General features: G+C 66.4%; 27 protein-coding genes and 1 tRNA gene. 18 read left to right on the top strand and 10 right to left on the bottom strand.

Going from position 1 to position 26,417, the window contains the following annotated elements:
* Positions 1-11: 11 nt before the first annotated feature.
* From recN to xerD, 6 genes are all read left to right on the top strand, one after another.
* On the top strand, positions 12-1,778 hold the full coding sequence (recN, locus tag A5775_RS04115) for a DNA repair protein RecN (RefSeq protein WP_067247970.1): 1,767 nt from the start codon (positions 12-14) through the stop codon (positions 1,776-1,778).
* A 171-nt stretch (positions 1,779-1,949) separates the two neighbouring features.
* Entirely contained in the window at positions 1,950-3,131 is a 1,182-nt protein-coding gene (steA, locus tag A5775_RS04110; protein WP_067247967.1) for a putative cytokinetic ring protein SteA, read from the top strand.
* A complete protein-coding gene (locus A5775_RS04105; protein ID WP_067247964.1) occupies positions 3,132-4,076 on the top strand; it encodes a copper transporter in 945 nt (314 codons plus the stop codon).
* 124 nt (positions 4,077-4,200) lie between these two features.
* A complete protein-coding gene (locus A5775_RS04100; RefSeq protein ID WP_067247961.1) occupies positions 4,201-5,952 on the top strand; it encodes a CTP synthase in 1,752 nt (583 codons plus the stop codon).
* Complete coding sequence (locus tag A5775_RS04095; RefSeq protein WP_067247958.1) at positions 5,945-6,568, top strand: NUDIX hydrolase; 624 nt, start codon at positions 5,945-5,947, stop codon at positions 6,566-6,568. The genes A5775_RS04100 and A5775_RS04095 overlap by 8 nt, the downstream gene beginning before the upstream one ends.
* The gene (xerD, locus tag A5775_RS04090) at positions 6,565-7,506 is read left to right on the top strand and encodes a site-specific tyrosine recombinase XerD (protein ID WP_067247955.1); all 942 of its coding nucleotides are present in this window, start codon (positions 6,565-6,567) and stop codon (positions 7,504-7,506) included. The genes A5775_RS04095 and xerD overlap by 4 nt, the downstream gene beginning before the upstream one ends.
* Before the next feature lie 44 nt (positions 7,507-7,550).
* On the opposite strand, the gene A5775_RS04085 is transcribed toward xerD, so the two are convergent.
* Complete coding sequence (locus A5775_RS04085; protein ID WP_067247952.1) at positions 7,551-8,303, bottom strand: O-methyltransferase; 753 nt, start codon at positions 8,301-8,303, stop codon at positions 7,551-7,553.
* A 235-nt stretch (positions 8,304-8,538) separates the two neighbouring features.
* Here A5775_RS04085 and A5775_RS04080 point away from each other — a divergent pair, with 235 nt between their 5' ends.
* The 8 genes from A5775_RS04080 to A5775_RS04045 all read left to right on the top strand — a co-directional run bounded on the left by A5775_RS04080 (position 8,539) and on the right by A5775_RS04045 (position 14,551).
* Complete coding sequence (locus A5775_RS04080; protein WP_067247948.1) at positions 8,539-9,402, top strand: ParA family protein; 864 nt, start codon at positions 8,539-8,541, stop codon at positions 9,400-9,402.
* Positions 9,399-10,214, top strand: coding sequence for a segregation/condensation protein A (locus A5775_RS04075; RefSeq protein WP_067247946.1), 816 nt, complete (start codon positions 9,399-9,401; stop codon positions 10,212-10,214). The genes A5775_RS04080 and A5775_RS04075 overlap by 4 nt, the downstream gene beginning before the upstream one ends.
* Entirely contained in the window at positions 10,214-11,047 is an 834-nt protein-coding gene (gene scpB, locus A5775_RS04070) for an SMC-Scp complex subunit ScpB (RefSeq protein WP_231995112.1), read from the top strand. Before A5775_RS04075 ends, scpB begins: the two co-directional genes overlap by 1 nt.
* Positions 11,047-11,790, top strand: a complete 744-nt coding sequence (locus A5775_RS04065) for a pseudouridine synthase (protein ID WP_067247942.1) — start codon at positions 11,047-11,049, stop codon at positions 11,788-11,790. The genes scpB and A5775_RS04065 overlap by 1 nt, the downstream gene beginning before the upstream one ends.
* Positions 11,787-12,473 (top strand): (d)CMP kinase, encoded by a 687-nt coding sequence (gene cmk / locus A5775_RS04060; RefSeq protein ID WP_067247937.1) that lies wholly within the window; start codon positions 11,787-11,789, stop codon positions 12,471-12,473. The genes A5775_RS04065 and cmk overlap by 4 nt, the downstream gene beginning before the upstream one ends.
* On the top strand, positions 12,470-13,870 hold the full coding sequence (der, locus tag A5775_RS04055) for a ribosome biogenesis GTPase Der (RefSeq protein ID WP_067247933.1): 1,401 nt from the start codon (positions 12,470-12,472) through the stop codon (positions 13,868-13,870). The genes cmk and der overlap by 4 nt, the downstream gene beginning before the upstream one ends.
* Positions 13,871-14,065: 195 nt before the next feature.
* Positions 14,066-14,139, top strand: a tRNA-Pro gene (locus A5775_RS04050).
* A 76-nt stretch (positions 14,140-14,215) separates the two neighbouring features.
* Positions 14,216-14,551: a hypothetical protein gene (locus A5775_RS04045; RefSeq protein WP_156660563.1), complete on the top strand. Its 336-nt coding sequence runs from the start codon at positions 14,216-14,218 to the stop codon at positions 14,549-14,551.
* A 24-nt stretch (positions 14,552-14,575) separates the two neighbouring features.
* On the opposite strand, the gene A5775_RS26025 is transcribed toward A5775_RS04045, so the two are convergent.
* The 4 genes from A5775_RS26025 to A5775_RS04030 form a co-directional block, all read right to left on the bottom strand.
* Positions 14,576-14,710: a hypothetical protein gene (locus tag A5775_RS26025; protein ID WP_255362102.1), complete on the bottom strand. Its 135-nt coding sequence runs from the start codon at positions 14,708-14,710 to the stop codon at positions 14,576-14,578.
* 55 nt (positions 14,711-14,765) lie between these two features.
* The gene (locus A5775_RS04040) at positions 14,766-15,200 is read right to left on the bottom strand and encodes a DUF4383 domain-containing protein (protein ID WP_067247926.1); all 435 of its coding nucleotides are present in this window, start codon (positions 15,198-15,200) and stop codon (positions 14,766-14,768) included.
* 76 nt (positions 15,201-15,276) lie between these two features.
* The gene (locus A5775_RS04035) at positions 15,277-15,855 is read right to left on the bottom strand and encodes a cyclic nucleotide-binding domain-containing protein (RefSeq protein ID WP_067247922.1); all 579 of its coding nucleotides are present in this window, start codon (positions 15,853-15,855) and stop codon (positions 15,277-15,279) included.
* Positions 15,856-16,002: 147 nt separating this feature from the next.
* A complete protein-coding gene (locus A5775_RS04030) occupies positions 16,003-17,559 on the bottom strand; it encodes a succinic semialdehyde dehydrogenase (protein ID WP_067247919.1) in 1,557 nt (518 codons plus the stop codon).
* Between the two features lie 498 nt (positions 17,560-18,057).
* Between A5775_RS04030 and A5775_RS04025 the strand changes: the two genes are divergently transcribed.
* The gene (locus A5775_RS04025) at positions 18,058-19,296 is read left to right on the top strand and encodes a fatty acid desaturase (RefSeq protein WP_067247916.1); all 1,239 of its coding nucleotides are present in this window, start codon (positions 18,058-18,060) and stop codon (positions 19,294-19,296) included.
* Between the two features lie 110 nt (positions 19,297-19,406).
* Here A5775_RS04025 and A5775_RS04020 read toward each other — a convergent pair whose 3' ends face one another.
* From A5775_RS04020 to A5775_RS04010, 4 genes are all read right to left on the bottom strand, one after another.
* On the bottom strand, positions 19,407-19,610 hold the full coding sequence (locus tag A5775_RS04020; RefSeq protein ID WP_067247912.1) for a cold-shock protein: 204 nt from the start codon (positions 19,608-19,610) through the stop codon (positions 19,407-19,409).
* 104 nt (positions 19,611-19,714) lie between these two features.
* Positions 19,715-19,849, bottom strand: a complete 135-nt coding sequence (locus tag A5775_RS26020) for a hypothetical protein (protein ID WP_255362101.1) — start codon at positions 19,847-19,849, stop codon at positions 19,715-19,717.
* A 196-nt stretch (positions 19,850-20,045) separates the two neighbouring features.
* A complete protein-coding gene (locus A5775_RS24600) occupies positions 20,046-20,513 on the bottom strand; it encodes a DUF5994 family protein (RefSeq protein ID WP_082952871.1) in 468 nt (155 codons plus the stop codon).
* Between the two features lie 237 nt (positions 20,514-20,750).
* On the bottom strand, positions 20,751-21,542 hold the full coding sequence (locus A5775_RS04010) for a transglutaminase family protein (RefSeq protein WP_156660566.1): 792 nt from the start codon (positions 21,540-21,542) through the stop codon (positions 20,751-20,753).
* Positions 21,543-21,674: 132 nt separating this feature from the next.
* Between A5775_RS04010 and A5775_RS04005 the strand changes: the two genes are divergently transcribed.
* Positions 21,675-22,421: an ANTAR domain-containing protein gene (locus tag A5775_RS04005; RefSeq protein ID WP_067247995.1), complete on the top strand. Its 747-nt coding sequence runs from the start codon at positions 21,675-21,677 to the stop codon at positions 22,419-22,421.
* 37 nt (positions 22,422-22,458) lie between these two features.
* On the opposite strand, the gene A5775_RS04000 is transcribed toward A5775_RS04005, so the two are convergent.
* Positions 22,459-23,250, bottom strand: a complete 792-nt coding sequence (locus tag A5775_RS04000; protein ID WP_067247904.1) for a GAP family protein — start codon at positions 23,248-23,250, stop codon at positions 22,459-22,461.
* Between the two features lie 1,086 nt (positions 23,251-24,336).
* On the opposite strand from A5775_RS04000, the gene A5775_RS24595 reads away from it, so the two are divergent.
* Together A5775_RS24595 and A5775_RS03995 are read left to right on the top strand one after the other, a co-directional pair.
* Complete coding sequence (locus A5775_RS24595; RefSeq protein ID WP_082952870.1) at positions 24,337-24,555, top strand: MbtH family protein; 219 nt, start codon at positions 24,337-24,339, stop codon at positions 24,553-24,555.
* 57 nt (positions 24,556-24,612) lie between these two features.
* Positions 24,613-26,417 (top strand): condensation domain-containing protein (locus tag A5775_RS03995; protein WP_156660562.1); only part of this gene is annotated, 1,805 nt, incomplete at its 3' end.

The following is a 26,417-nucleotide window of genomic DNA, read 5'->3' as shown; positions in this document are numbered from 1 at the left end:
ATTCTGACTGAATGCTGACGGAAATCCGCATCGAGTCGCTCGGGGCGATCAGTTCCGCGGTGGGGGAGTTCGACCGCGGCCTGACCGTGCTGACCGGTGAGACCGGTACCGGAAAGACCATGGTGGTGACCGGCTTGCACCTGCTCGGCGGCGCCCGCGCCGACGCCACCCGGGTCCGGTCCGGGGCCGACCGGGCCGTGGTCGAAGGCCGTTTCAGCACAACCGATCTCGACGAGGCCATGGTGGTCAAACTCGATGAGATGCTCGACGCGTCGGGCGCGGAACGCGACGAGGACGGCAGCGTGATCGCGCTGCGCTCGGTCAGCCGTGACGGGCCGTCGCGGGCCTACCTCGGTGGCCGCAGCGTGCCCGCGAAATCGCTGGGCGACTTCACCGCCGGGCTGCTGACCTTGCACGGCCAGAACGACCAACTGCGGCTCATCCGGCCCGAGGAGCAGTGCGGCGCGCTGGACCGGTTCGCCAAGGCCGGTCCCGCGCTCGAGCGGTACTGCAAACTGCGCGACGCGTGGTTGTCGGCGCGGCGCGACCTGCTCGACCGCCGCAACCGCATGCGCGAACTCGCGCTCGAGGCCGACCGGCTGACGTTCGCCCTCAACGAGATCGACGCCGTGGACCCACAACCCGGAGAGGACGATGCCCTGGTCGCCGAGATCGTGCGGCTCTCCGAACTGGACACCCTGCGCGAAGCCGCGGCCACCGCCCGCGCGGCGCTGTCCTCCGACGAGACCGACGGGTCCGGCCTCAGCGCCACCGATAGCTTGGGAAAGGCAAGGGCCGCACTGGAATCCACCGACGACGCGAAGCTGGTGGCGTTGGCCGCCCAGATCGGTGAGGTGCTGACCGTGCTCGTCGACGCGGCCGGTGAACTGGGCGGCTTCCTCGAGGAGCTGCCGGTCGATGCCAGCGCGCTGGAATCCAAGCTGACCCGGCAGGGCGAGTTGCGCACCCTGACCCGCAAGTACGCCGCGGACGTCGACGGGGTGATCCGGTGGGCCCAGGAGGCGCGGCAACGGCTGGCCCAGCTCGACGTCTCCGAGGCAGGCCTGACGGCGCTGGCGGACCGGGTCGACCAGCTCGGCCGCGAATTGGCCGAGGCCGCGGTCGATCTCAGCAACACGCGGCGCAAAGCGGCCAAGCGGCTCGCCAAGGAGGTCACCGCCGAGCTGGCGGGGCTGGCGATGGCCGACGCCCAATTCACCATCGACGTGATCGTGGATGCGGTGCCCGACGCGGCCGCCGACGACTCGGCCGCGCTGCGGCTTGCGTCGGGCGAGCTCGTCCGCGCCGGTGCCGACGGCGTCGACCAGGTCGAGTTCGGTTTCGCGGCGCACCGCGGGATGGACCAGCTGCCGCTGGCCAAGAGCGCCTCCGGGGGCGAGCTGTCCCGGGTGATGCTCGCCCTGGAGGTGGTGCTGGCCACGTCCCGCAAAGAGGCCGCGGGCACCACCATGGTGTTCGACGAGGTCGACGCCGGGGTGGGCGGCCGGGCGGCGGTACAGATCGGGCGCCGGTTGGCGCGGCTGGCGCGCACCCACCAGGTCATCGTGGTCACACACCTGCCGCAGGTCGCGGCGTACGCCGACGTGCACCTGGTGGTGCATGCGGCCGGCCCCAAGGGGACCAGCGTGGTGCGTCGCCTGGGCGGCGACGAGCGGGTTGCCGAGCTGGCGCGGATGCTGGCCGGGCTGGGCGAATCCGACAGCGGCCGCGCGCACGCCCGCGAACTGCTCGAGGCGGCGCAGAAGGACGAGATCTAGGGCCGCGAGCGTCGGCTTACGGCGGGCATCCGTCGCGTTTCGCGGCATCACGTGACGGTCGAGACCGGTTCGGCATCGACCTGTTACTAATGGGACTCTAGATAACTTCTGAGGCTGATGTTACGGCGCGCCTCCCCACCGAGCCCGCGCATCCCCGACAGAATCGCCCCCATGAAGATGTCAGGCCTGCTTTCCCGTAATCCCGCCCGGCCGGGCCTCGTCGGCACCGCCCGCGTCGACCGGAACATCGACCGATTGCTGCGCAGGGTCTGCCCCGGCGACATCGTCGTGCTCGACATCCTGGATCTGGATCGCATCACCGCGGACGCGCTGGTGGAGGCCGACATCGCCGCGGTCGTCAACGCCTCGCCGTCGGTGTCGGGCCGCTACCCCAACCTGGGGCCCGAGGTGCTGGTCAACAACGGGGTGACCCTGATCGACGAAGCCGGACCCGACATCTTCAAGAAGGTCAAAGACGGCGCGAAGATTCGCCTGCACGAGGGCGGGGTGTACGCCGGCGATCGGCGGCTGGTCCGTGGCACCGAACGCACCGACCACGACATCGCCGACCTGATGCGCGAGGCCAAGAGCGGCCTGTCCGCCCATCTGGAGGCGTTCGCCGGCAACACCATCGAGTTCATCAAGAGCGAGAGCCCCCTGCTGATCGACGGCATCGGCATCCCCGACGTCGACGTCGACCTGCGTCGCCGGCACGTGGTGATCGTCGCCGACGAGCCCAGCGCCGAGGACGACCTGAAGTCCCTCAAGCCGTTCATCAAGGAGTACCAGCCGGCGCTGATCGGCGTCGGCAGCGGCGCGGACGTGTTGCGCAAGGCGGGCTATCGCCCCCAGGTGATCGTCGGCGACCCCGACCAGATCAGCGCCGACGCGCTCAAGTGCGGAGCCCAGGTCGTGTTGCCCGCCGACGCCGACGGCCATGCGCCCGGGCTGGAACGTATCCAGGATCTCGGCGTCGGGGCGATGACGTTCCCGGCTGCGGGTGCGGCGATCGACCTGGCCCTGCTGCTGGCCGATCACCACGGCGCCGCGCTGCTGGTGACCGCCGGCCACACCGCCAACATCGAGACGTTCTTCGACCGCACCCGCGCGCACAGCAACCCGTCCACGTTCCTGACCCGGCTGCGGGTCGGGGAGAAGGTGGTGGACGCCAAGGCCGTGGCCACCCTGTACCGCAACCACATCTCCGCGGGCGCCATCGCGCTGCTGGCGATGACAATGCTGATCGCCGTCATCGTCGCCCTGTGGGTGTCGCGCACCGACGGGCTGGTGTTGCACTGGGTGACGGACTACTGGAACCACTTCTGCCTGATGGTGCAGAAGTGGGTCACATAGATGATCTCGCTACGCCAACATGCCCTGTCGCTGGCCGCCGTGTTCCTGGCGTTGGCCGTGGGAGTGGTGCTGGGCTCCGGCTTCCTGTCGGACACGTTGCTGTCCAGCCTGCGTGACGAGAAGAAAGACCTGAACACCCAGATCAGCGGGCTCAACGACCAGAAGAACGTGCTGAACGAAAAGCTCAGCGCGGCAAATAATTTCGACACCCAACTGGTCGGCCGGATAGTCCACGACGCGCTGGCCGGGAAATCGGTGGTGATGTTCCGCACCCCGGATGCCAAAGACGACGACGTGGCTACGGTGTCGAAGTTCATCGGTCAGGCCGGCGGGGCGGTGACCGGGACGGTGTCGCTGACCCAGGAATTCGTCGAGGCCAACTCGGCGGAGAAGCTGCAGACGGTGGTGAACTCGTCGGTGCTGCCCGCCGGTCAGCAGCTGAGCACCAAGCTCGTGGACCAGGGCTCGCAGGCGGGTGACCTGATGGGCATCGCCCTGCTGGCCAATCCCAACCCCGCGGTGCCCGCGGTGGACGACACCCAGCGCAACACCGTGCTGGCGGCGCTGCGCGACACCGGCTTCATCACCTATCAGGCGACCGATCACCTGGGCGCGGCGAACGCCGCGCTCGTGGTTACCGGCGGCTCGCTGCCCCAGGACGCCGGGAACCAGGGGGCCAGCGTGGCCCGGTTCGCGGCCGCGCTGGCGCCGCACGGCTCGGGCACGCTGCTTGCCGGGCGTGACGGTTCGGCGACCGGCGGCGCCGCCGTCGCGGTGACCCGCGCCGACGCGGGCCTGAACTCCGCGGTCAGCACGGTCGACGACGTGGACGTCGCGCCGGGACGCATCACCGCGGTCCTGGGCCTGCACGACCTGATGAACGGCGGCCACGTGGGCCAGTACGGCACCGGTCATGGAGCGACATCGATCACGGTGCCTCAGTAGCGGGCGTGTCCGCCGCGGCTCGACGCCGTGGATGTTAGGGTGGGTTTCCGTGGGTCGGCAGGCCCATCTAGTTATTCGCTAGAAACACATTTCAAGCCCTGCCCGTCTTCACGGAGGTCGCCTGTTGCGAAAGCACCCGCAAACCGCTACCAAGCACCTCTTCGTCAGCGGGGGCGTCGCTTCCTCGTTGGGTAAGGGATTGACGGCCAGTAGCCTCGGTCAACTACTGACGGCGCGCGGGTTGTACGTCACGATGCAAAAGCTCGATCCGTACCTCAACGTCGACCCGGGCACCATGAACCCGTTCCAGCACGGCGAGGTCTTCGTCACCGAGGACGGCGCCGAGACCGACCTCGATGTCGGCCACTACGAACGCTTCCTGGACCGCGACCTGTCCGGCTCGGCGAATGTCACTACGGGGCAGGTGTATTCGACGGTCATCGCCAAGGAGCGCCGCGGCGAATACCTCGGCGACACCGTCCAGGTGATCCCGCACATCACCGACGAGATCAAAGCGCGCATCATGGCGATGGCCCAGCCCGACGCCGAGGGCAACCGCCCCGACGTCGTCATCACCGAAATCGGCGGCACCGTCGGCGACATCGAGTCGCAGCCCTTCTTGGAGGCGGCCCGCCAGGTGCGTCACGACCTGGGCCGCGAGAACGTCTTCTTCCTGCACGTCTCGCTGGTGCCCTATCTGGCCCCGTCGGGCGAGCTCAAGACCAAACCCACCCAGCACTCGGTGGCCGCGCTGCGCAGCATCGGTATCAGCCCGGACGCGCTGATCCTGCGCTGCGACCGCGACGTCCCCGAGGCGCTGAAGAACAAGATCGCGCTGATGTGCGACGTCGACTTCGACGGCGTCATCTCCACCCCGGACGCCCCGTCGATCTATGACATCCCGAAGGTGCTGCACCGCGAAGAACTCGACGCCTATGTGGTGCGCCGGCTCAACCTGCCGTTCCGCGACGTCGACTGGACCGAATGGGACGACCTGCTGCGGCGGGTGCACGAGCCGCACGAGGTGGTGCGAATTGCCTTGGTGGGCAAGTACGTTGAGCTTTCCGACGCTTATTTGTCGGTCGCCGAGGCGCTGCGCGCCGGCGGGTTCAAACACCACGCCAAGGTGGAGATGGTCTGGGTGGCGTCCGACGACTGCGAGAGCGCGGCCGGCGCCGCGGCGGCGCTGGGCGACGTGCAGGGTGTGCTGATTCCCGGCGGATTCGGGATCCGTGGCATCGAGGGCAAGCTCGGCGCGATCCACTACGCGCGCACGCGGGGGCTGCCGGTGCTGGGCCTGTGCCTCGGGCTGCAATGCATCGTGATCGAGGCGGCCCGCTCGGCGGGGCTGACCGAGGCCAACTCGGCCGAATTCGACCCGGACACACCGGATCCCGTCATCTCCACGATGGCCGATCAGGTGGACATCGTCGCCGGTGAGGCCGACCTCGGCGGCACGATGCGGCTGGGCGCCTATCCCGCGGTGCTGGAATCGGATTCGATTGTGGCCCAAGCCTACGGCGCGACGGAGGTGTCCGAGCGGCACCGGCACCGCTACGAGGTCAACAACGCCTACCGCGACAAGATCGCTGAAAGCGGCCTCAGGTTTTCCGGCACCTCGCCCGACGGTCACCTGGTGGAGTTCGTCGAGTACCCGCCGGAGGTGCACCCGTTCATCGTCGGCACGCAGGCTCACCCGGAGCTCAAGAGCCGCCCCACCCGGCCGCACCCGTTGTTCGTCGCATTCGTCGGCGCGGCCATCGAGTACAAGGCCGGCGAACGGTTGCCGGTGGAAATCCCCGAGCAGTCGTCCAACGGCATCCAGCATCGGGACAGCGCCGCGCGGCCCATACCTGAGCCCGCGTCCCGTGGCTGAACACGTCTTCTCCACGGCGTCCTCCGAAACGCTGTACACCGGAAAGATTTTCGCGTTGCGCCGCGACCGGGTGCGGATGCCGGGCGACACCACCGCGGTGCGCGAGGTCGTCGAGCACTACGGGGCGGTCGCCATCGCGGCGCTGGACGCCGACAACAACATCCCGATGGTCTACCAATACCGGCACGCGTTCGGCCGGCGGCTCTGGGAGCTGCCCGCCGGGCTGCTCGACGTCGCGGGGGAGCCGCCGCAGCACACGGCGGCCCGCGAACTCCACGAGGAGGTCGGTCTGCGCGCCGATAGCTGGCAGGTGCTGGTCGACCTCAACTCCGCCCCGGGCTTCAGCGACGAGTCGGTGCGGATTTATCTGGCCACCGGGCTGAGCGAGGTGGGCAGGCCCGAGGCGCATCACGAGGAAGCCGACATGACGATGAGCTGGGTTCCGATCGCGGAAGCCGCCCGCCGGGTATTCAGCGGCGACGTCGTGAATTCCATTGCCATCGCCGGGATTTTGGCGGCCCATGCCGTCACCGAAGGGTTCGCGCAGCCCCGTCCGGTGGACAGCCCCTGGGTCGACCGGCCTACGGCGTTCGCGGCGCGCAAGGCCGGGCCATGACGACGGTGGCGCTGGATGCCCAACTACAGGGCTACTTTGACCACCTCACGATCGAGCGCGGCGTCGCGGCGAACACTCTGAGCTCGTATCGCCGCGACCTGCGCCGCTACACAAAACACCTGTCGGACCGCGGAATTCAGGATCTGGCCAAGGTGGTCGAGGATGACGTCAGCGAGTTTCTGGTGGCGCTGCGCCGTGGCGACCCCGAGACCGGGGCGGCGGCGCTGTCGGCGGTGTCGGCGGCGCGGGCCCTGATCGCGGTGCGCGGCCTGCACCGCTTCGCCGCCGCCGAGGGGCTGGCCGAGCTCGACGTGGCGCGCGCGGTGCGCCCGCCCACGCCCGGCCGCCGGCTGCCCAAGAGCCTGACCATCGACCAGGTGCTGGCGCTGCTGGAGGGGGCGGGCGGCGAGAGCCCGGCCGACGGCCCGCTGACCCTGCGCAACCGGGCGTTGCTGGAACTCCTGTACTCCACCGGCGCGCGCATCTCCGAGGCCGTCGGCCTCGACGTGGACGACGTCGACACCCAGGCCAGGTCGGTGTTGTTGCGCGGCAAGGGCGGTAAGCAGCGGCTGGTGCCGATCGGGCGGCCCGCGGTGGCCGCGCTGGACGCCTATCTGGTGCGCGGACGTTCGGAGTTGGCGCGCCGCGGGCGCGCGACGCCGGCCATCTTCCTCAATGTGCGCGGTGGCCGGTTGTCGCGGCAAAGCGCGTGGCAGGTCCTGCAGGACGCGGCCGAGCGCGCCGGGATCACCTCGGGTGTGTCGCCGCACATGCTGCGGCATTCGTTTGCCACCCACCTGCTCGAGGGTGGCGCCGACGTGCGCGTCGTGCAGGAGTTGCTCGGGCACGCCTCGGTGACGACGACGCAGATCTACACCATGGTCACCGTGCACGCGCTTCGCGAAGTGTGGGCCGAAGCCCACCCGCGGGCGCGCTGACGCCCTTCCCCTCGTGGCCTTCGCGCCGAACGTCGTGTCGACGCTCAGCCCACATACTCGCTCTCCAGCACCAGGTCGGACATCAGCGACTGGTACTCGAGGTGGGTTTTGTGCTCGACGGTGTTCCACAGCTTGCCCTGCTGCTGGTGCATGTATTCGCGGTACTTCGGTGCGCCCGGCACCCGCACGTTGTCGGCGACCACGATCGAGCCCGGATGCAGCCAGCCCCGATCCAGGATGCTCTTCAGGTCGTCTAGGTAGGCGTGCTTGTCGTGATCGAGGAAGACGAAATCGAGTGCGCCGGCGGCAAACCCGTGCTGATCAGCCAGCGCGTCCAGGGTGCGGCCGCCGTCGCCGACGGTGCCGACCGCACACGTCACGCGGTCGGCGACGCCGGCATGTGCCCAGATCTGGCGGGCGTTGGCCGCGTTGGCGTCGGCGAGTTCCACCGAGAACACCTTGGCCTTGGGTGCGGCCCGGGCGATGCGCAGCGCGCCGTAGCCGCAATAGGTGCCCAATTCGAGTGCCAGCGCCGGATCGGCGCGCCGCACCGCGGCGTCGAGCAGCAGTCCCTTCTCGTCGCCGACGTTGATCAGCATCGACTTTTCGTAGGCGAACTTGTCGATGGTGGCGAGCACGTCGTCGATGTCGCCGGCGCGGGCGTTCCGCAGGACGTATTCGACAGCGGCCGCCTCGCGCCCGTCGCCGATCTGGCCCGTCGTGGTGATGTTGCGATTCCCGATGGCCATCCGCCAGACCGACCATCGCAACAGGGGCATCCGCCGCTTCAGATTCATAGCCGCCACGATAGGCCGATCCCGGACATTGCTATCGCCGGCGACAGCACTTTCGGCAGCCACATCAACCGTCCAAACTGGTGCTCCTGTGACTGGAGTGAATAGGCTGTCGGGATGTGCGTTTCACCACCGAATTTCCGTCATATTGGCTGGTTAATTGCCTGCGGGTCGCCCGGTTTCGGCGCGCGGACCCGTTAGACTTTCGGTCGATGTTCACCTCCCGAACACCCCCGCCATGACCGAGCAGCCGGATACCGGCGTCGAGCTCGGCCTGACCGGGCGGCCGCCGCGGGCGATCCCGGAGCCGCAGCCGCGCACCTCGCACGGCCCGGCCAAAGTCGTCGCGATGTGCAACCAGAAGGGCGGCGTCGGGAAGACGACGTCCACCATCAATCTGGGTGCCGCGCTCGCCGAGTACGGCCGCAGGGTGCTGCTGGTGGACATGGATCCGCAGGGCGCGCTGTCCGCGGGCCTGGGCGTCCCGCACTACGAGCTGGACAAGACCATTCACAACGTGCTGGTGGAGCCGCGGGTGTCGATCGACGACGTGCTGCTGCAAACCCGGGTCAAGCACATGGATCTGGTGCCCAGCAACATCGACCTGTCCGCCGCCGAGATCCAGTTGGTCAACGAGGTGGGACGCGAGCAGACGCTGGGCCGGGCGCTGCACCCGGTGCTGGATCGCTACGACTACGTGCTGATCGACTGCCAGCCGTCGCTGGGCCTGCTCACCGTCAACGGTCTGGCCTGCGCGGACGGTGTGGTGATTCCCACCGAGTGCGAGTACTTCTCACTGCGGGGCCTGGCGTTGCTGACCGACACCGTCGACAAGGTGCGCGACCGGCTCAACCCGAAGCTCGAAATCAGCGGGATCTTGCTGACCCGGTACGACCCCCGCACGGTCAACGCGCGCGAGGTGATGGCCCGGGTGGTGGAGCGTTTCGGTGACCTGGTGTTCGACACCGTCATCACCCGCACCGTCCGATTCCCCGAGACCAGCGTGGCCGGCGAACCCATCACCACGTGGGCGCCGCGATCCACCGGGGCCATCGCCTATCGCGCGCTGGCCCGCGAGTTCATCGACCGATTCGGCGCGTGAACGCAACTGCAAATGGTGAGGCGACCCAGCAGAACGGCTTTCAGGTCCGCCTGACCAATTTCGAGGGGCCGTTCGATCTGCTGCTGCAGCTGATCTTCGCCCATCGCCTCGACGTGACCGAGGTGGCGCTGCACCAGGTCACCGACGACTTCATCGCCTACACCCGCGAAATCGGCCCCCGGCTGGAGCTCGAGGAGACCACCGCGTTCCTGGTGGTGGCCGCGACCCTGCTCGACCTGAAGGCCGCCCGGCTGCTGCCGGCCGGACGAGTCGACGACGACGAAGACCTGGCGCTGCTCGAGGTACGCGACCTGCTGTTCGCCCGCCTGCTGCAGTACCGCGCCTTCAAGCACGTCGCCGAGATGTTCGCCGAGCTGGAAGCCACTGCGCTGCGCAGCTATCCGCGGTCCGTGTCGCTGGAGGACCGGTTCACCGAACTGCTGCCCGAGGTGATGATCGGCGTCGACGCCGACCGCTTCGCCCAGATCGCGGCGATCGCGTTCAGCCCGCGGCCCGTCCCCACGGTGTCGGTGGCGCACCTGCACGAGCTGCAGGTCTCGGTTCCCGAGCAGGCCCAAAAGTTGCTGGCGATCCTCGAGGCGCGGGGCAGCGGGGCGTGGGCGACGTTTTCCGAGCTGGTCGCCGATTGTGAGGCGTCGATGGAGGTGGTCGGGCGGTTCCTGGCGCTGCTCGAACTGTATCGGTCGGGGACGGTAGCATTCGACCAGTCAGAGCCGCTTGGCGTGCTCCAAATTTCGTGGACCGGGGAACGTCCGGTCAGTGAAGCCTCGGTAGAAGTGCGGGACGAATGATGAACGGCGCCGGTGACGAGCGCAGCGATGCGGAGGAACGGCGCTTCGGCACGGCCGGTGACGACGCAGAGCGCAGCGATGCGGAGGAACGGCATCTCAACGGTGCCGGACCCAGCGACGACGTGCTGCCCGACGTCGATCCCGGCGCCGACCTGGATTCCGAGCTCGATGTAGGCATCCCGGACATCGCCGAGGCCGCACCCATGGAGTCCGAGGAGCTGGGCTCGGTGCTGGAGGCGCTGCTGCTGGTGGTGGACACCCCGGTCACCGCGGAGGCGCTGGCGTCGGCCACCCAGCAACCGGTGTACCGGGTCGCCACCAGACTCCAGGAGATGGCCGAGGAATTGACCGCACGCGACAGCGGGATCGACCTGCGGAAAAACAGCGAGGGCTGGCGGATGTACACCCGCGCGCGGTTTGCGCCGTACGTCGAAAAGCTGCTGCTGGACGGCGCGCGGTCCAAGCTCACCCGGGCCGCGCTGGAGACGCTGGCCGTGGTCGCCTACCGCCAGCCCGTGACCCGCGCGCGGGTGAGCGCGGTGCGCGGCGTGAACGTCGACGCCGTGATGCGCACGCTGCTGGCGCGCGGCCTGATCACCGAAGCCGGGATGGACGACGACAGCGGCGCGACGACGTTCGCCACCACCGAACTGTTCTTGGAGCGCCTCGGATTGACGTCGCTGGCCGACCTGCCGGACATCGCACCGCTGCTGCCCGACGTGGACACGATCGAGGACCTCAGCGAATCCTTGGACAGCGAGCCACGTTTCATCAAACTTTCCGGTGGCCAGGCGGCCGACCCGGCGCTGACGTTCGACGTGGACCAGGATTGATGGTCGAAGCTGAGGGTATCCGGCTGCAAAAGGTGTTGTCCCAAGCCGGAATTGCGTCGCGGCGGGCCGCCGAGAAGTTGATCATCGAGGGCCGCGTCGAGGTGGACGGACAGGTGGTGACCGAATTGGGCACCCGGGTCGACCCGGACGCCTCGGTGATCCGCGTCGACGGGGCCCGGATCGTCCTCGACGATTCCCAGGTGTATCTGGCGCTGAACAAGCCGCGCGGGGTGCACTCGACCATGTCGGACGACCGCGGCCGGCCGTGCATCGGCGATTTGATCGAACGCCGAGTTCGCGGCAACAAGAACCTGTTTCACGTCGGGCGGTTGGACGCCGACACCGAAGGGCTGATCCTGCTGACCAACGACGGCGAACTCGCGCACCGGCTGATGCATCCGTCCCACGAGGTGCCCAAGACGTATCTGGCCACGGTCACAGGGTCGGTGCCGCGCGGGGTCGGCAAGGCGCTGCGCGCCGGGATCGAGCTGGACGACGGGTTGGCTCGGGTCGACGAGTTCGCGGTGGTGGACGCCATCCCGGGCAAGACGCTGCTGCGGGTGACGTTGCACGAAGGCCGCAATCGCATCGTGCGCCGGCTGCTGGCCGCCGCGGGATTTCCGGTGGAAGCGTTGGTGCGCACCGACATTGGGCCGGTGTCGCTCGGCAAGCAACGCCCGGGTAGCTTCCGGGCGCTGGGGCACGACGAGATCGGGCAGCTCTACAAGGCGGTGGGGCTGTGAGTGACTGCGTCGTGGTGGCCATTGACGGGCCGGCGGGGACCGGAAAGTCCTCGGTGTCAAAGGGGTTGGCGAAAGCGCTTGGGGCGCGCTACCTGGACACCGGGGGGATGTACCGGATGGTGACGCTGGCGGTCTTGCGCGCCGACATCGACCCGACCGACACGCAGGCCGTCGGGCGCATCGCGGAGGCGGTGCGGATGTCGGTGGACTATCACCCCGACGGAGACCGCTATTTCCTTGACGGAGAGGATGTCTCGGCGGAGATCCGCGGCGACCCAGTCACCGCCTCCGTATCTGCGGTGTCGTCGGTGCCCGCCGTGCGGTCCCGGCTCGTCGCCCTGCAACGGGAAATGGCCAAGGGGATGGGCAGCGTCGTCGTCGAGGGCCGAGACATCGGCACCGTCGTTCTGCCCGACGCGCCGGTGAAGATCTTTTTGACCGCGTCCGCCGAAACGCGGGCGCGTCGGCGCAACGATCAGAACGTGGCGGCCGGGCTGGCCGACGACTACGACGCCGTGCTCGCCGACGTCCGCCGCCGCGACCATCTGGACTCCACCCGGGCGGTCTCGCCGCTGCGGGCGGCCCCCGACGCGGTGGTCGTCGACACGAGCGAGATGACCGAGGCGCAGGTGATTTCGCACCTGCGGGATTTGGTCCAGCAGCGAAGCGGGGCGGTGCGATGACCCAAGACGGCACGTGGAGCGACGAAAGCGACTGGGATTCCGTCGAATTCGGCCTGGACGAACAGGAGGAGGCCGGCCCGGCGCCCGTGGTGGCGGTGGTTGGCCGGCCCAACGTCGGCAAGTCGACGCTGGTCAACCGGATCCTGGGCCGGCGTGAAGCGGTGGTGCAGGACATCCCCGGCGTCACCCGTGACCGGGTGTCCTACGACGCGCTGTGGACCGGCCGCCGGTTCGTGGTGCAGGACACCGGGGGATGGGAGCCCGACGCGAAGGGCCTGCAGCAGCTGGTGGCCGAGCAGGCCTCGGTGGCCATGCGCACCGCGGACGCGGTGATCCTGGTGGTTGACGTCGTCGTCGGCGCCACCGCGGCCGATGAAGCCGCCGCCCGGATCCTGCTGCGGTCGGGAAAGCCAGTGTTCTTGGCGGCCAACAAGGTTGACAGCGACAAGGCCGAAGCGGATGCGGCGATGCTGTGGTCGCTCGGGCTCGGTGAGCCGCACGCGGTCAGCGCGATCCACGGCCGCGGGGTCGCCGATCTGCTCGACGAGGTGCTGGCCGCGCTGCCCGCGGTGTCCGAGGTGGTCGCCAAACCCGGTGGCCCCCGCCGCGTGGCGCTGGTCGGTAAACCCAACGTGGGCAAGAGCTCGCTGCTGAACAAGTTGGCCGGGGATCAGCGTTCGGTGGTGCACGACGTCGCGGGGACGACGGTGGACCCGGTGGACTCGCTCATCGAGTTGGGCGACAGGGTGTGGCGGTTCGTCGACACCGCGGGTTTGCGGCGCAAGGTCGGCCAGGCCAGCGGCCATGAGTTCTACGCCTCGGTGCGTACGCACTCGGCCATCGACGCGGCCGAGGTGGTGGTCGTGTTGATCGACGCGTCGGATCCGCTGACCGAACAGGATCAGCGGGTGCTGTCGATGGTCATCGAAGCCGGCCGGGCGCTGGTGCTGGCGTTCAACAAGTGGGACCTGGTCGACGAGGACCGGCACGAGCTGCTGGAGCGCGAGATCGACCGCGAACTGGTGCAGTTGCGGTGGGCGCCGCGCGTGAACATCTCCGCCAAGACCGGCCGCGCGGTGCAAAAGCTGGTGCCGGCAATGGAGACCTCGCTGGCGTCGTGGGATGCGCGGATCGCCACCGGCCCGCTGAATTCCTGGCTGAAGGAGGTGGTGGCGGCCACCCCGCCCCCGGTGCGTGGGGGCAAGCAGCCGCGCATCCTGTTCGCCACCCAGGCCACCGCACGACCCCCGACGTTCGTGCTGTTCACCAGCGGTTTTCTCGAGGCCGGGTATCGGCGTTTCCTGGAACGCCGGCTGCGCGAGACCTTCGGATTCGAGGGCTCGCCGATCCGGATCAACGTGCGGGTGCGCGAAAAGCGGGGCGCCCGGCGGCGCTGAGCGCCGGGCTGTCGCCGCGCCTTTGGCCTCTCCCGGACCAAGTGGTGACTCTCGAATCCGCTAGCGCATGCGCTAGCGGGTTTGGAAGTCAGGTAATGGTCGCCGAGCGGCCGCGGGAGAAGCTGGGCGCCCCGGCGGGTCGGCGGAGCGTTTACGGTAGGCTTTCGACCTGCTGCCGGTGGATCCACTGGCGCGCGGGCTGTGGCGCAGTTTGGTAGCGCACTTGACTGGGGGTCAAGTGGTCGCAGGTTCAAATCCTGTCAGCCCGACACAGGTCGGCCTACGAATGGGGCGCTGAACACCTCGCCCGCGGCGGCCACTCGACGCGATGAGACCATGGCCCCGATGACAACCCACACCTGCATGGGCTGCGGCCTCAAAACCCGCTACTCCTATGGGCGCAACTGCGCGGGTTGCGGCGTCGAGACCCGCTGCTCGTACTACGGAGATTGGCCGGATCGGTACCAGCAGGCCGCGGTCGCGTTTGCGGCGCCCGCGAGGATCGTCAGTCTGAGCGAGAAGCATCCGATGGCCGCGTTGACGTTGACGGTGCCAGGCTCGCTCATCGCCATGGCCGCGGTCGCCGCGTACCCGCTGGTGTTCGTGCCGTTGCTGTTCTTGCTCGCCGTGGCTTTGGTGGCGTCCATCCGCTACGAGGAAGCCCGCACCGAATCGAAGTAGCTGGGCTGGACGGCGGGGACCAGTTCAGTCCGCGCGGTCGGGCTCGGTGAGTTCCGGCGCGTTCTCGCGGGTCGCCATGCCGCCCTCGTGGCCGTGATCCGCGGGACCGGGACGGCCGCCCTTCGGCTCGTCGTCATCTTTTTCTGAGTGCTTGCCCATCGCAATCTCCTTCGTCGACCGAAGGACTACCCGCATCGGCGCGATCTGAAGACTCCTACGGCGCCCTGCGGAGATCGGCCAGTGAGTTTCGAAGCCCGCCGTCCATCCAGATCTGCACGGCCGCCACCGCCACCATGATCGCGGCGGTCACCAGGTGCACCACGGCGTCGGTCGTGTTGTTGGGAAAGTTGAACACAAACGCGACCTGATGCGAGAAGAACGCCCAAATACCCGGCAGCGCACCGGCTATCGCGGCGAGCAGCAGATACAACACCGACCACGACTTGCGCATTGCGAACACGAAGCCCGGAGCGAATAAGGCAAGACCGGCGACCGCGTGCCAGCCGTTGTAGTCCATTCCCAGCAACTGGACGGTCGGCGCGGTGGGTCCGGTCGCGAAGCTGGGATTGAGGATGAACCCGATCACCGCCTGAATGACGTGGAAAACACAAATGATCAGCAGCCCGACCTGGGCGAAACTCCACCTCACATTGCACCCCCTTGTGCGCGGCAAGATGCCCCGAATACTACGCACGGTAGTAGGTCGGGGTCAACGAAGGCAATGGCTACGCTGTGCCGTCCCGTTCGATCCAGTGGGTAAGCGCATCTTCGAGCGCGGTCGCGACGTCCACACCGGCGCTGTTGGCGGCCTTCTCAAACCGCTCGACCAAGTCGGTGCGGACTGAGGCGCCCAACTTGGAGCGCGACGGTTTTGGCTTCGGCGGCAGGTCTACAGGCACGTGTCGCGCGACAGACGTGTCAATGATTTCGCGAAGTGCCGGTATCTCGTCGAGCAACGTGGCGAGATCGTCGCGTTCGATACGTAATAACTCGGCCGGCCCCATCGTCGTCACGGTCGCCGAACGCAGTGTCCCACGCTGGAGCGCCGACTCGCCGATCACCTCACCCGGCCCCAGCGCGGCAATGCGATCCCGGCCGACGTACACCCCCACCTCCCCGCTGAGCAGGATGTAGCAAGAGTCGGACGGAGTCTGCTCATGAATCAGCGGCAACGGGGCCTTCGTCGAAGTGCGATGAGCTGCTCGGGCGAGACGCTGTAGTTCAGCATCCGAGAAGTTATCGAATGTGGCGTACCGGCGTAGCCGACGAGCGTCTTCCTCATATCGCTTCGCGTCTGCCTTCATAGCGGACTCCTGACGTGCGATGTGCCGCTGACATCGAAGAGCGTAACGCGGATTTACGATACGAACGGCATAAAGCCGCGACGTAAATCTCCGGCCGGACCGCCGCTAGAACAAGATGCGGTATTGCGAACGCGGAGACCGGCTGCGTTAGTTCCGGCCGGGAATCTTCATCACCGTCCGCACGATGGGCAATATCGACTTCTGCCAGAGAGTCGACGGAATGCCAAGCGGCGGATCAAGATTGAACACGCGTGCGGTCGCGATCGTCTGCGATTCGGTGTACTTCAGCAGGCCCTCGGGACCGTGGCGGCGTCCGACGCCGGATTGACCCATCCCGCCCATCGGCGCGCCGAGACTGCCCCACGCGAAGGCGTAACCCTCGTTGACGTTCACGGTCCCCGACCGCAGCCGGGCGGCGATCTGCTGGCCGTCCGCCGATGAGCCGGCCCACACGCTGGCGTTGAGCCCGTACTCGGTGGCGTTGGCCTTCTCGACGGCCTCATCCACGTCGGCCACCGGATAGATCGAGACGACCGGACCGAACGTCTCGTTGGCCGCGCACTCCATCTCCGGTGTGACGTCAGTCAGCACCGTGGGCTCGTAGAACAGCGGCCCGATGTCCGGTCGAGCCTTGCCGCCGGCAATCACCTTGGCGCCCTTGGCTTTCGCGTCGTCCACATGGTCGGTCACGGTATCCAGCTGACCGGCGGAGATCAGACTCCCCATGTCGATCGAGAAGTCATACGCGGAGCCCAGCTTCATGTTCCGCACCGCGGCGCCGAACTTGCCGATGAAATCGTCGGCGATGTCTTTCTCGACGTAGATCCGCTCGATGGAGATGCACAACTGGCCCGCGTTCGAGAAGCACGCGCGGGTGGCCGCCTTGGCGGCCTTGTCGAGGTTGGCGCCCCGCGTGACGATCATCGCGTTCTTGCCCCCGAGTTCGGCGGAGAAACCGATCAGCCGGCGGCCCGCGTGCTCCGCGAGCTGCCTGCCGGTGGCGGTCGAGCCGGTGAACATCAGGTAGTCGCAGTTGTCGATGATCGCGGTGCCGACCACCGAGCCCGGTCCGGGCACGACTGCGTAGAGCGCCCGCGGCAGGCCGGCCTCATAGAGCAGTTCGGCGCACGCGAGCGCGCAATACGGTGTCTGGCTGTCCGGCTTGAGCACCACCGCGTTACCGGCCAGCAGCGCCGGCACCGAATCCGACGCCGTCAGGGTCATCGGATAGTTCCAGGGCGAAATCACCCCGACCACACCCTTGGGTTGGTAACCCACCGTGGTCTTGCCGATGCCCGGGAGCAGTGCCTGCACCGTGCGGGGCTTCAGCAGGTCCGCGGCGACCCGAGCGTAGTAATTCGCGTTCGCTACCAGGTCGACGATCTCCTCCTGCGCAGCCCAACGGGCCTTGCCCGCCTCGGCCTGCAAAAGATCCATCAAAAACTCGCGGTTCTTGACGACCAGGTCGCGATACCGGCTGATGACCTCGATGCGCTCCCTGACCGGACGGTTCGCCCAGTCGGCCTGGGCCGCGCGCGCCGCGGCGAATGCGGCTTCGACGTCTTCGGCCGTGCCGACGGGAATGGTGGTCAGCGGCTTGCCGGTGAAGACCTCGTCGATCGTCTTGGTCTGGCGTGCGGTGGCGTCTTTGATCGCGGCCAGCTGGCGCAGGCGGTCGAAGACCTCGGGCGACGGTGCGGGCATGTCGTTACCTCTCGAAAAGCGCAGGCGTCCAAAACACCAGACTATGGGCTTTTGCAGTGTCCGGCGTGTTGGTGTCCGTGGGGCAGTTGTGAGCGGCCGTCGCGTGAGAAGGCCGACGATCCTGAGAGCAGGCCGGATGACTCCGAAGGCCGAGGACCAAGGGCAGTGCATCTGTCTGATCACGCCCACCCCAGCGAGCTCGCGGTTCATGTACCCTCAGGGGTCAACGCACGCCTAGAGCCGTAAAGCAGGTACTCAAGCAGATGATTCAGCCCACCGCCGGACCGGGTAGGTTCCGCAGGGGGCGCCTTGGCGCGTATCGGCTCTATAGCTCGAGAAGTGCGCAGCTCAGCTGAGCTCGCGTCGATCCTCGCCTCTCGCGCGTAAACCATCCATATGATCGGACGTGACCCCTTTTGCCGCGGTTCGTAAACCCGCCCTATCCGCGCGGCGCCGCACAGCCGCCGCGCGCCACCATGCCCGAACCTCATTGATTCCGTGGCGATTACCGAAGTACCCGAATACGCCCACCTGAGTGATGCGGACCTAGAGGAACTCGCGGCCGCATTGGAGACGATCCGTTGCGACGTCGAAAATTCGCGCGGCGCCAAGGACCGTGACTACATCCGGCGCGCCATCGTTTTTCAGCGCTGCCTCGAGGTCGCGGCCAGACTGACCATCGTCGGTAGTAAGAGCAAATCCGGATGGGCCGTCGGAACCGCCACACTGGCTGCGGCCAAGTGCATCGAGAACATGGAACTCGGCCACAACATCAGCCATGGTCAGTGGGATTGGATGAACGATCCCGAAATTCATTCCAGTACCTGGGAATGGGACATGGCCGGCCCCTCGAAGCAATGGCAGTCCTCTCACAACCACCGGCACCACATGTTCACCAACATTGTCGACGTGGACGACGACCTCGGCTTCGGGGTGCTTCGGGTCACTCGGGATCAGGAGTGGCGGCCGGGCGCCTTGGTGCAGCCGTTGCGCGCGGTGCTGCTGGCACTCGCCTTCGAATGGGGCATCGCACTGCACGGCCTGTACGCGATTCGGGATCGCGAGATTACCGACGCCGGCAGAGCCGCCCACAAGAAGACGATGATCAGCAAGATGGCTCGCCAGATCGGCAAGGATTATGTTTTCTTCCCCGCGTTGAGCCGCCGGCGATGGCGCCGCACACTCGCGGCGAACGTCGTGGCCAACGGGTTACGCAACGTGTGGGCGTACGCGGTGATCGTGTGCGGTCACTTCGCCGACGGCGCCGAAAAGTTCGCTCCGTCGGTTTTGGAGACCGAGACGAAACCCGAATGGTATCTGCGGCAGATGCTGGGCACCGCCAACTTCCAGGCGGGACCGGCACTGGCGTTCATGAGCGGAAACCTGTGCTATCAAATCGAACACCACCTCTTTCCCGATCTGCCGAGCAATCGTTACCGCGAGATCGCCGAACGGGTGCGCGCGTTGTGCGTCACCTACGACTTGCCGTACACCACTGGGCCGTTGCTGCGGCAGTATCTACTCACGGTCCGCACAATCTGCAAACTGGCCTTGCCCGATCGGTTTTTGTCCGCCACTTCAGACAATGCGCCAGAGACGGCGTCCGAGAACAGGTTTCGCGGCGCCGCGGGACAACCGCGCGTGGCAGTCGCGGACAACGAGGTAAGCCGACGCGGATTGGCGACGGCGATGGTCACCCACGGTGGTCGACGGCAGCCAAGAGGCCGGACCGCCTAGCGATCGCGGTATGAACCGGCAATTGGGTTGGCGCGCCCCGCATCTCGACGAAAGCACGAACCCCCAGGGCCGAAACGAACTACGGGCCCCAGGGGTTTCGTGCTATATCGCTAGAGGGTGGTTACTCCCACCGCCTGGGGGCCTTTCGGTCCCTGGCTGATCTCGAACTGGACTCGCTGATTCTCCTCAAGAGTGCGGAAACCGCTTTCTTGGATCTCAGAATGGTGCACGAACACGTCTTTTTCGCCGCCGTCCGGGGCGATAAAACCGAAGCCCTTCTCACTGTTAAACCATTTCACAGTTCCCTGTGTCATACTAACTTCTCTTTCTTTCAACATGGATGTAATCAGTTACATCCGGGTCAACCGTAACACAATCCAGCGAAAACCTAATGGCGTGAATTGAGGCAGGTGTCGCCTCAGCGCTTCTTGGTCACTAGCAGGGCTTCGGTCTGCGAGATGTCCGCGGCCTTGGTGCGCTTCGCGGCACGTTTCTCTTTCAGGGATTTACCCGATTTCTTGCCCATGGTTTGCCGGGGGGATTTATCAGACATCGTGGCCCTTTGACTTTAGGGGCCTGGCTGGTCCCGATTATTCGAGTCTACACCGCCCCTTCGCGCTGCTGATCGAAAAATGTGACAAAGGAATAGTCGGCTGCCGCTACACAATTCATGGCCGACGAAAGCGCAGCCCGGACCACGGCGGCACGGGTTCCGTTGACTCGCACTGACGCGTGCGTGCCGGCAGGGCCTACGCGCGGGCTTCCATTTCCTCCCCGCTGGTCATGAGACTGGCGACCGTCAAGGCATTGTTCGGGCCGGCCGCGGTCATCATGACGGTGTGCGCCTGGTGTTGGTCGGTGTGCGGCGAAACCACCAGGAGAACGATCCTGGTGCGATTGAGCCCGATGACTTCGACGGTGTGGACCGGCTGGAGGTGGTACCCGTCGAGTCGTACGGTCTGGGAACCAAATGCCAATTTTGCCGGTGCCGTTGCCCATTCGGCGAGGTTGTAGGTGACCCGGCCCACCGGACCAAGTCGAACTGATAACACTGCCAGCAGATCTGGCAGCTCCGCCGTCAGATCCGCACTGTGCGGCCACCACGCTCCATCGACATACCCGCTGCGGGGCGACTTTGGTTTCAGCCGCAAGCGCGGTGTGTGAAGGGGCGGGGCCTGCCGACCCTCGGCAGTGGTGTGGTCGTTCTGCGGCGTCATATCGACGCTCCCGTCTTGACCGCGACATCGGCCAGATCGTTCAAATCGGCGATGACATGGCTATGAGCAGTCACGTGCGAGGTATCGACGACGGCTCCTACACTACTCCGGTCCTGCCCGAACGCGAGTACGAATCGCCACACAGTGTCCGTACCCCGTCGTTATGGGGAAAGCACGGTGTCGCACAACGGATCTCAACCTCAAATATGACGGTCCGTTCCGGTCGCGCAGCTGGCCTCAGCGGATCGAAACCAGTTGGTCGATCGAATCGCGCGGCAAGTCGCCGTCTACCACGGCACTCACCACGAGCCGATTCAGTGTGATCGCGCCTTTGTGATTATCGAGGAACGCCGTGTCGGCGGCGTCGCGACCGGTGGCTATGCGCACCAAGGCCTGTCGCGGCGCCAGCAGCGTCGCATCGACCACGCGCCATTGCCCTTCGACGAAAGCCTCGGCCACCGCGTGGAAGTCCATCGGATGTACGCCGGGCGCGTAGACGGACACCAAGCGGGCCGGCACACTGACCGCTCGCAGGAGCGCCACCACCAGATGCGCGTAGTCACGGCACACGCCTTCGCCGGCAAGCAACGTGTCCACCGCCCCGTCAATCGGATCGCTCGAGCCGGGTACATAGTTGAGCCTGGTGCCCACCCAGGAACTGACGTGCTCCAGCAGCGCCGTCGAATCGCGGTCATTGCCGAATTCGGTGGCGGCGAAACCGTAGAACTTGTCGGCCTCGGCGTAACGGCTGGGCCGCAGGTACATCGACTGGTCGTAGTCGGTCACAGGAGCCGGATCGGTGTGGCCCACGATCGTCGCCGCGTAGTCGACGTGCAGCGTGCCCACCGCCGCGTCGAACTTGTGGATGCGGTTGCCGTGCAGTCCGCTGACCTCCAAGGGACGGATCCGCCGTCCGTTCAAGACGAAGCTCAGCGACTCGAAGACCTCAGCATGCGGGTGTGGCGCAACGGCAATCTGGAACTCCAGCGTCGTGGCCGCGGTGATTTCGACTTCGATCTCGGTGCTCACTTCTCGTCTCATAGCGTGATAGTGCGCTCGTTGGGTCCGGTTCGCTAGCCGTGCGACGACACGACCGCGGCGCATTCCCAGGGCCGCTCGTCGATGGTTGGGCGCCCGTTTTAATGGGTAGTGAATGAGGCGGTGCGCAACCAGCAGCAGTTCGATGCGATAGCCCGAGACATGGTCCAGGTGGTCTCGGGAGTGTGTTGCTTGCTTCTGGACAGCGAGCTGCGGATCCGGGCGGCAAGCAATGCCTACGAACGCGTCACGCTACGGGAGCACGGCGAGTTACTCGGGCAATATCTCTTCGACGCTTTCCCGGACAACCCCAAGGATCTGCAATCCGACGGGACGTCCAAGCTTGCGTCGTCCCTTCAGGCCGCGATGAGCACCGGCCACACCCACAAGATGCGGATGCAGCGCTACGACATTCCCGACCCCGCCGCTCCCGACGAATTCTTGCCCAAGGTGTGGAGCCCCACCAACTCACCGCTGCTCGACCACGGCGAGCTGGTCGGCGTGGTGCACTGCGTGAAGGAGGTCTCCGAAAGCAGGCAACTTCTCGCGGAGGTCGCGCGCGACGTCGATCACGGTGTCTCCTGGGATCCGGCCGAACTGCTGCACACGTTCGAGGCCGTCAGCGCCGGGGAGACCACCCGCCACCTCCAACGCCAGCAGGCGCTGGCTGCCGAAAACGAGCAATTGACGCAAGCCATCGCGACCCGAGACACCATCGGCCAGGCCAAGGGGATCCTGATGGAGCGATTCAATATCGACGCCGATCGCGCTTTCGCGATGCTGGCCAGACTCTCGCAGCAGACGAACACCCGGGCCGAGCAGATCGCGCGCATGCTGGTCCAGTCGGACCGCCCTCCGCGTTCGACCTGAGCTGACGGCCCGGCCCCGCTCACGCTCTAGACGCGGTCTAGACGATGTGCAGACCCTGAGCCAGCTGTGAGACTCCCACCACCGTGAAAAGGGTCACCAGGATCTGCCGGTGGTAAGTCCGCACCCAGTCGTGCAGCACTCGGAGCAGGGATTGGGTCTTGACCGGCGTGACCACATAACCGACGAGGATGACCTCGACGACGGCGTACATCAGGATGATGAAGGCGATGGAGGCGCTGACCTGCGCGGTGATCGAGGCACCCGAGGCCACGATGATCGCGACGATGAAGAGCACGCCGTCGACCGGCACCGAGATGAGCCCGATCACCCATGCGACCCAGGACGATCCGCTCTCCCACGCCTCGTGGATGCGGCCGAGCAGGCGGCGGAAGGCGGAGCCGTCGTCGCTCGAAACATCCTGCACCCGGGTCAGCAGCCGCGGCATTGCGATGGATGCACCCGAGGCCGCCGACAGTGCCGTCGATCGGTCGCCCGGTGCGGGGTGCGCCGCCCGTCGGCGGGTCATGAAGCGCAGCGTCATGAGTACTGCAATCGAGAGCCCGATCACTCCGAGAGCGATTTGAACCTTTTCGAGGGTCGAGCTCGTGGACGGAGAAGCCGACCCGTGCGCGACGTGCCGGAACATCGGCGTGAAGTTCAGCAGCATCAGGGGGAGCAACAGCTCGGGCACGCATACCGTCAACCCACCGAGCCAGTAGGCAAGCAGGCTCGGTCCCGGTCGTGGGCGCGAGATCATAAGCAGGGCAAGACCGAGACGAACCGGATTGAGCGCGGCCAGAATCCCTAAGCCCAGCACTGACCCCCACATGGCCGCAGCTCTACCCGCGAGCGTGGGCGCCTAAACGCCGGCGAGAGAGGCGTCACGGTAAGGGATGCCGGGAAGTCGCGTTCGGTGAAAGCTATGTGTCGGCTGTGTGCCCAATGTTGATCTTGGTCAACGGATTCGGGGTCGCTGGCGAGCGGCGAAAGCGGGCGTTCGTCGGCCCTTCCCGACGAACGCCGTCCGCACCGAACACCCGTGAGATCAGTCACAACGGGTCTGCTTGCCAGCTGCTCGATCACGGCGGCCAAGACCTCGGCACAAATCGCGGCCACGACGTAGCCAACGGAGCGCGCTCGGTGACGCTCGAACATCGAAGCAGCCCTTCGCCGAAGCGCCGCGGCGGCAAGCGGGGGCCCCGCTAGCTACGGCGAAGCCGGCCTGGTCATGCTGATCGCCATGCCATCGGGCCCGGCTTAGCAAGCGTCCGTGTGTTTTTGCACGGTCGGGAGCGTGGATCTGGCGCGCGGGATGCAACGCCGTGCCCCGAACTGGTGAGCCGCGAATACGCTGTTAAAGACGTCACTTAGTACGCAGCAGCGGCTAGGTAATCGGTTACGTCGCGGTTTATGGCCTCCGCGCCGATTGTGTCCGACGGGCCGAGGGCAAATATTTTGCGGTGGAGTAAGCGATGCCGCGATCGCCGTGTCGGCAAATGGCCGCGCTGTCCTCGGTGATCCGCGGAAGTGGGCGCTATCACACACGTGTCAGCGGCGATGATGCCAGCGTAGACCCGCACAACTGTTTTGCTGGACAGCGAGACACGAGTGCAACAAGGGCCACTGTTATTGTCTTACGTGAGAACGGAATTCAGATGTTTCGAGGCGGACGGAGTGGGTACACCGCGACCGTGAATGGCTGCATGGACGGTCGTAGAGTCAGCCCGGTTAGGGTGTCTTCCACGGCCGTCGTGACGCAGTTGCCATCGCGTCCAACCTCACGGGCGCTGCTTTCGACCGCGTGCGCTAGTCGACATCGCGGCCGGGCTTGACGGCTCAATCCATAAGCGGCACAACGCCGCTCATGTTGGCCGCGGCGCATTTGCAATTTCCGTCTCGTTAGGGGGTTCATCCGGTGCAGCTCAATCCGTTCGATGACGACAGTGGCAGTTTTTTCGTCTTGGTCAATAACGAAGAACAACATAGCCTTTGGCCAACTTTTGCTACCATTCCCGCCGGTTGGAGAGTAGTTTTTGGGGAAGCCGACCGCGCAACCTGCCTGCACTACATCGAAGAAACCTGGGCCGACATCCGGGCGAAAAGTCTGCGCGACACGCTGAGCGCCGGTTTGTGATCTGTCGACCGTTGTCGGTATGAAAGGGTTTCGGGGTCAAGCCGTGGGGGGCGTGTAGTGGAAGTCGGGGACCGGGCATTCCCGGTGACGCGGGGCCAGCTGGATATCTGGCTCGCGCAGCAAACGGGCCACTTCGACGTGGCGTGGCAGCTGGGAGTGCTGGTCCGTATCGAGGGCGCGATCGACCCGGCCCTGTTGCACCAGGCCATGCGACATGGGGTCGACGAGGCCGAAAGCCTGCGAGCCTGCTTCTTCGAGGCCGACGGCCAGGTCTTCCAAAAGGCCGTCGACTACGACGATGTCGATCTGGTTTTTTATGACCTGACCGACGCGCGCGATCCGGAGCGAGAGGTCCGAGAGACCGCAGCATCGATCCAGCAAACGCCGATGCCGCTCACCGGCCCGATGATCAAATTCGCTTTGTTCCGTACGCGTCCCGACGAGTACTACTGGTTCACGACGTGCCACCACATCGCCATCGACGGGATGGGCATTGCGCTGCTGGGTCGACGGATCGCCGCCATCTACTCTGCGCTCGCTTCCGGCAAGCCTGTTCCTCCCGCCTTCTTCGGCAACCTGCATGACCTCGTCAGCAGCGAGTTGGAATACGAAGCGTCCGCCAAATTCCGTGAGGATCAGGAATATTGGTGCGCGCATCGCCCCGCGGGCGGTGGGGCGGATTATCCGGCGGCCAGGGTCGATGGCGGGGGAGACCCGTATTCGCCCTCTCCGCCAGTGCAATTGGATCAGTCCGTGGTCGGCAGGGTCAAAGAGTTGTCCAAGACATTGGGCATCCGCCGATCGTCGGTACTCACCGCGGCCTGCGCGCTCCTGGTGCGTGGCTGGTGCGCTGACGGTTCGGACGAGGTCGTGCTCGACTTCCCGGTCAGCCGGCGAGTGGACCCGGAATCCAAGACGCATCCCGGCATGCTCGCCGGTGTGGTGCCCCTGGTGTTGAAGGCGTCGCCGGACACCACGTTCGCCGACTTTTGCCGGCGTGTCGACACGCGGTCTCGAGAGGCATTGCGGCATCAGCAATTCCCGACGCGCACGCTTGACGGCGAGGGCGACTTCAACGGACCGAGGCAGGCGCCCAACCGGGTCGTCGTCAACTTCGTCCCGGCCCGCCTCACTCTGAGCCTCAACGGCGTCCCCGCCACCGCGACCTACACCAGCTTCGGTCCGGTAGGCCACTTCGGGCTGTTCTTCCTCGGATTTGGTGACCAGCAGTTCCTCAGCACGGTCGGCACCGGACAACCGTTTTCGAATTTCGACGTTGCGGATCTGGCCGAACGGCTGCAGCGAGTGCTGGCGACAATGGTCGCCGATCCGGGCCGGCGGCTGTCGTCGTTGGATGTGCTCCGCGCCGCGGAGCGCACTCGCCTCGAAGAGCTTGGCAACACAGCGGTTTTGAACCTGCCGGCGAGCGCGCCGGTGTCGGTGCCGGAGCTGTTCGCCACCCAGGTGGCCCGAATCCCCGAGGCCGTGGCGCTGGTCTGCGAGGGGCGGTCGGTGACCTACCGGGAACTCGATGAGGCGTCCAACCGGCTGGCGCATTTGTTGACCGTCCTGGGTGCGGGCCCGGGGCAGACTGTGGCGCTGTTGTTTTCGCGGTCGGCCGAGGCCGTCGCGTCGATCTTGGCGGTGCTCAAAACCGGAGCGGCCTATTTGCCGATCGACCCCGCGTCGCCCGATTCCCGGATCGGGTTCATGCTGGACGACGCCAAACCGGTTGCCGCGCTGAGTACTGTCGATCTGGCCGACCGCCTCGACGGCCACGACCTGACGGTCATCGACGTCGACGATTCCCGCATCGACACCCTGCCCCAGACGGCGTTGCCGACGCCGGGCCCCGACGGTGT

Source organism: Mycobacterium sp. 852002-10029_SCH5224772, assembly GCF_001667315.1.
GTDB lineage: Bacteria > Actinomycetota > Actinomycetes > Mycobacteriales > Mycobacteriaceae > Mycobacterium.
Note: the sequence above shows the minus strand (reverse complement) of the source record. Positions and strands in the feature narration are given on the sequence as shown.

Excerpts from the sequence above, each read along its gene's own strand:
- recN (WP_067247970.1), top strand. The coding sequence starts at position 12 with ATGCTGACGGAAATCCGCATCGAGTCGCTCGGGGCGATCAGTTCCGCG.
- steA (WP_067247967.1), top strand. The coding sequence starts at position 1,950 with ATGAAGATGTCAGGCCTGCTTTCCCGTAATCCCGCCCGGCCGGGCCTC.
- A5775_RS04105 (WP_067247964.1), top strand. The coding sequence starts at position 3,132 with ATGATCTCGCTACGCCAACATGCCCTGTCGCTGGCCGCCGTGTTCCTG.
- xerD (WP_067247955.1), top strand. The coding sequence starts at position 6,565 with ATGACGACGGTGGCGCTGGATGCCCAACTACAGGGCTACTTTGACCAC.
- A5775_RS04085 (WP_067247952.1), bottom strand. The coding sequence starts at position 8,303 with ATGAATCTGAAGCGGCGGATGCCCCTGTTGCGATGGTCGGTCTGGCGG.
- A5775_RS04080 (WP_067247948.1), top strand. The coding sequence starts at position 8,539 with ATGACCGAGCAGCCGGATACCGGCGTCGAGCTCGGCCTGACCGGGCGG.
- scpB (WP_231995112.1), top strand. The coding sequence starts at position 10,214 with ATGAACGGCGCCGGTGACGAGCGCAGCGATGCGGAGGAACGGCGCTTC.
- A5775_RS04065 (WP_067247942.1), top strand. The coding sequence starts at position 11,047 with ATGGTCGAAGCTGAGGGTATCCGGCTGCAAAAGGTGTTGTCCCAAGCC.
- der (WP_067247933.1), top strand. The coding sequence starts at position 12,470 with ATGACCCAAGACGGCACGTGGAGCGACGAAAGCGACTGGGATTCCGTC.
- A5775_RS04045 (WP_156660563.1), top strand. The coding sequence starts at position 14,216 with ATGACAACCCACACCTGCATGGGCTGCGGCCTCAAAACCCGCTACTCC.
- A5775_RS26025 (WP_255362102.1), bottom strand. The coding sequence starts at position 14,710 with ATGGGCAAGCACTCAGAAAAAGATGACGACGAGCCGAAGGGCGGCCGT.
- A5775_RS04035 (WP_067247922.1), bottom strand. The coding sequence starts at position 15,855 with ATGAAGGCAGACGCGAAGCGATATGAGGAAGACGCTCGTCGGCTACGC.
- A5775_RS04030 (WP_067247919.1), bottom strand. The coding sequence starts at position 17,559 with ATGCCCGCACCGTCGCCCGAGGTCTTCGACCGCCTGCGCCAGCTGGCC.
- A5775_RS04020 (WP_067247912.1), bottom strand. The coding sequence starts at position 19,610 with ATGACACAGGGAACTGTGAAATGGTTTAACAGTGAGAAGGGCTTCGGT.
- A5775_RS26020 (WP_255362101.1), bottom strand. The coding sequence starts at position 19,849 with ATGTCTGATAAATCCCCCCGGCAAACCATGGGCAAGAAATCGGGTAAA.
- A5775_RS24600 (WP_082952871.1), bottom strand. The coding sequence starts at position 20,513 with ATGACGCCGCAGAACGACCACACCACTGCCGAGGGTCGGCAGGCCCCG.
- A5775_RS04000 (WP_067247904.1), bottom strand. The coding sequence starts at position 23,250 with ATGTGGGGGTCAGTGCTGGGCTTAGGGATTCTGGCCGCGCTCAATCCG.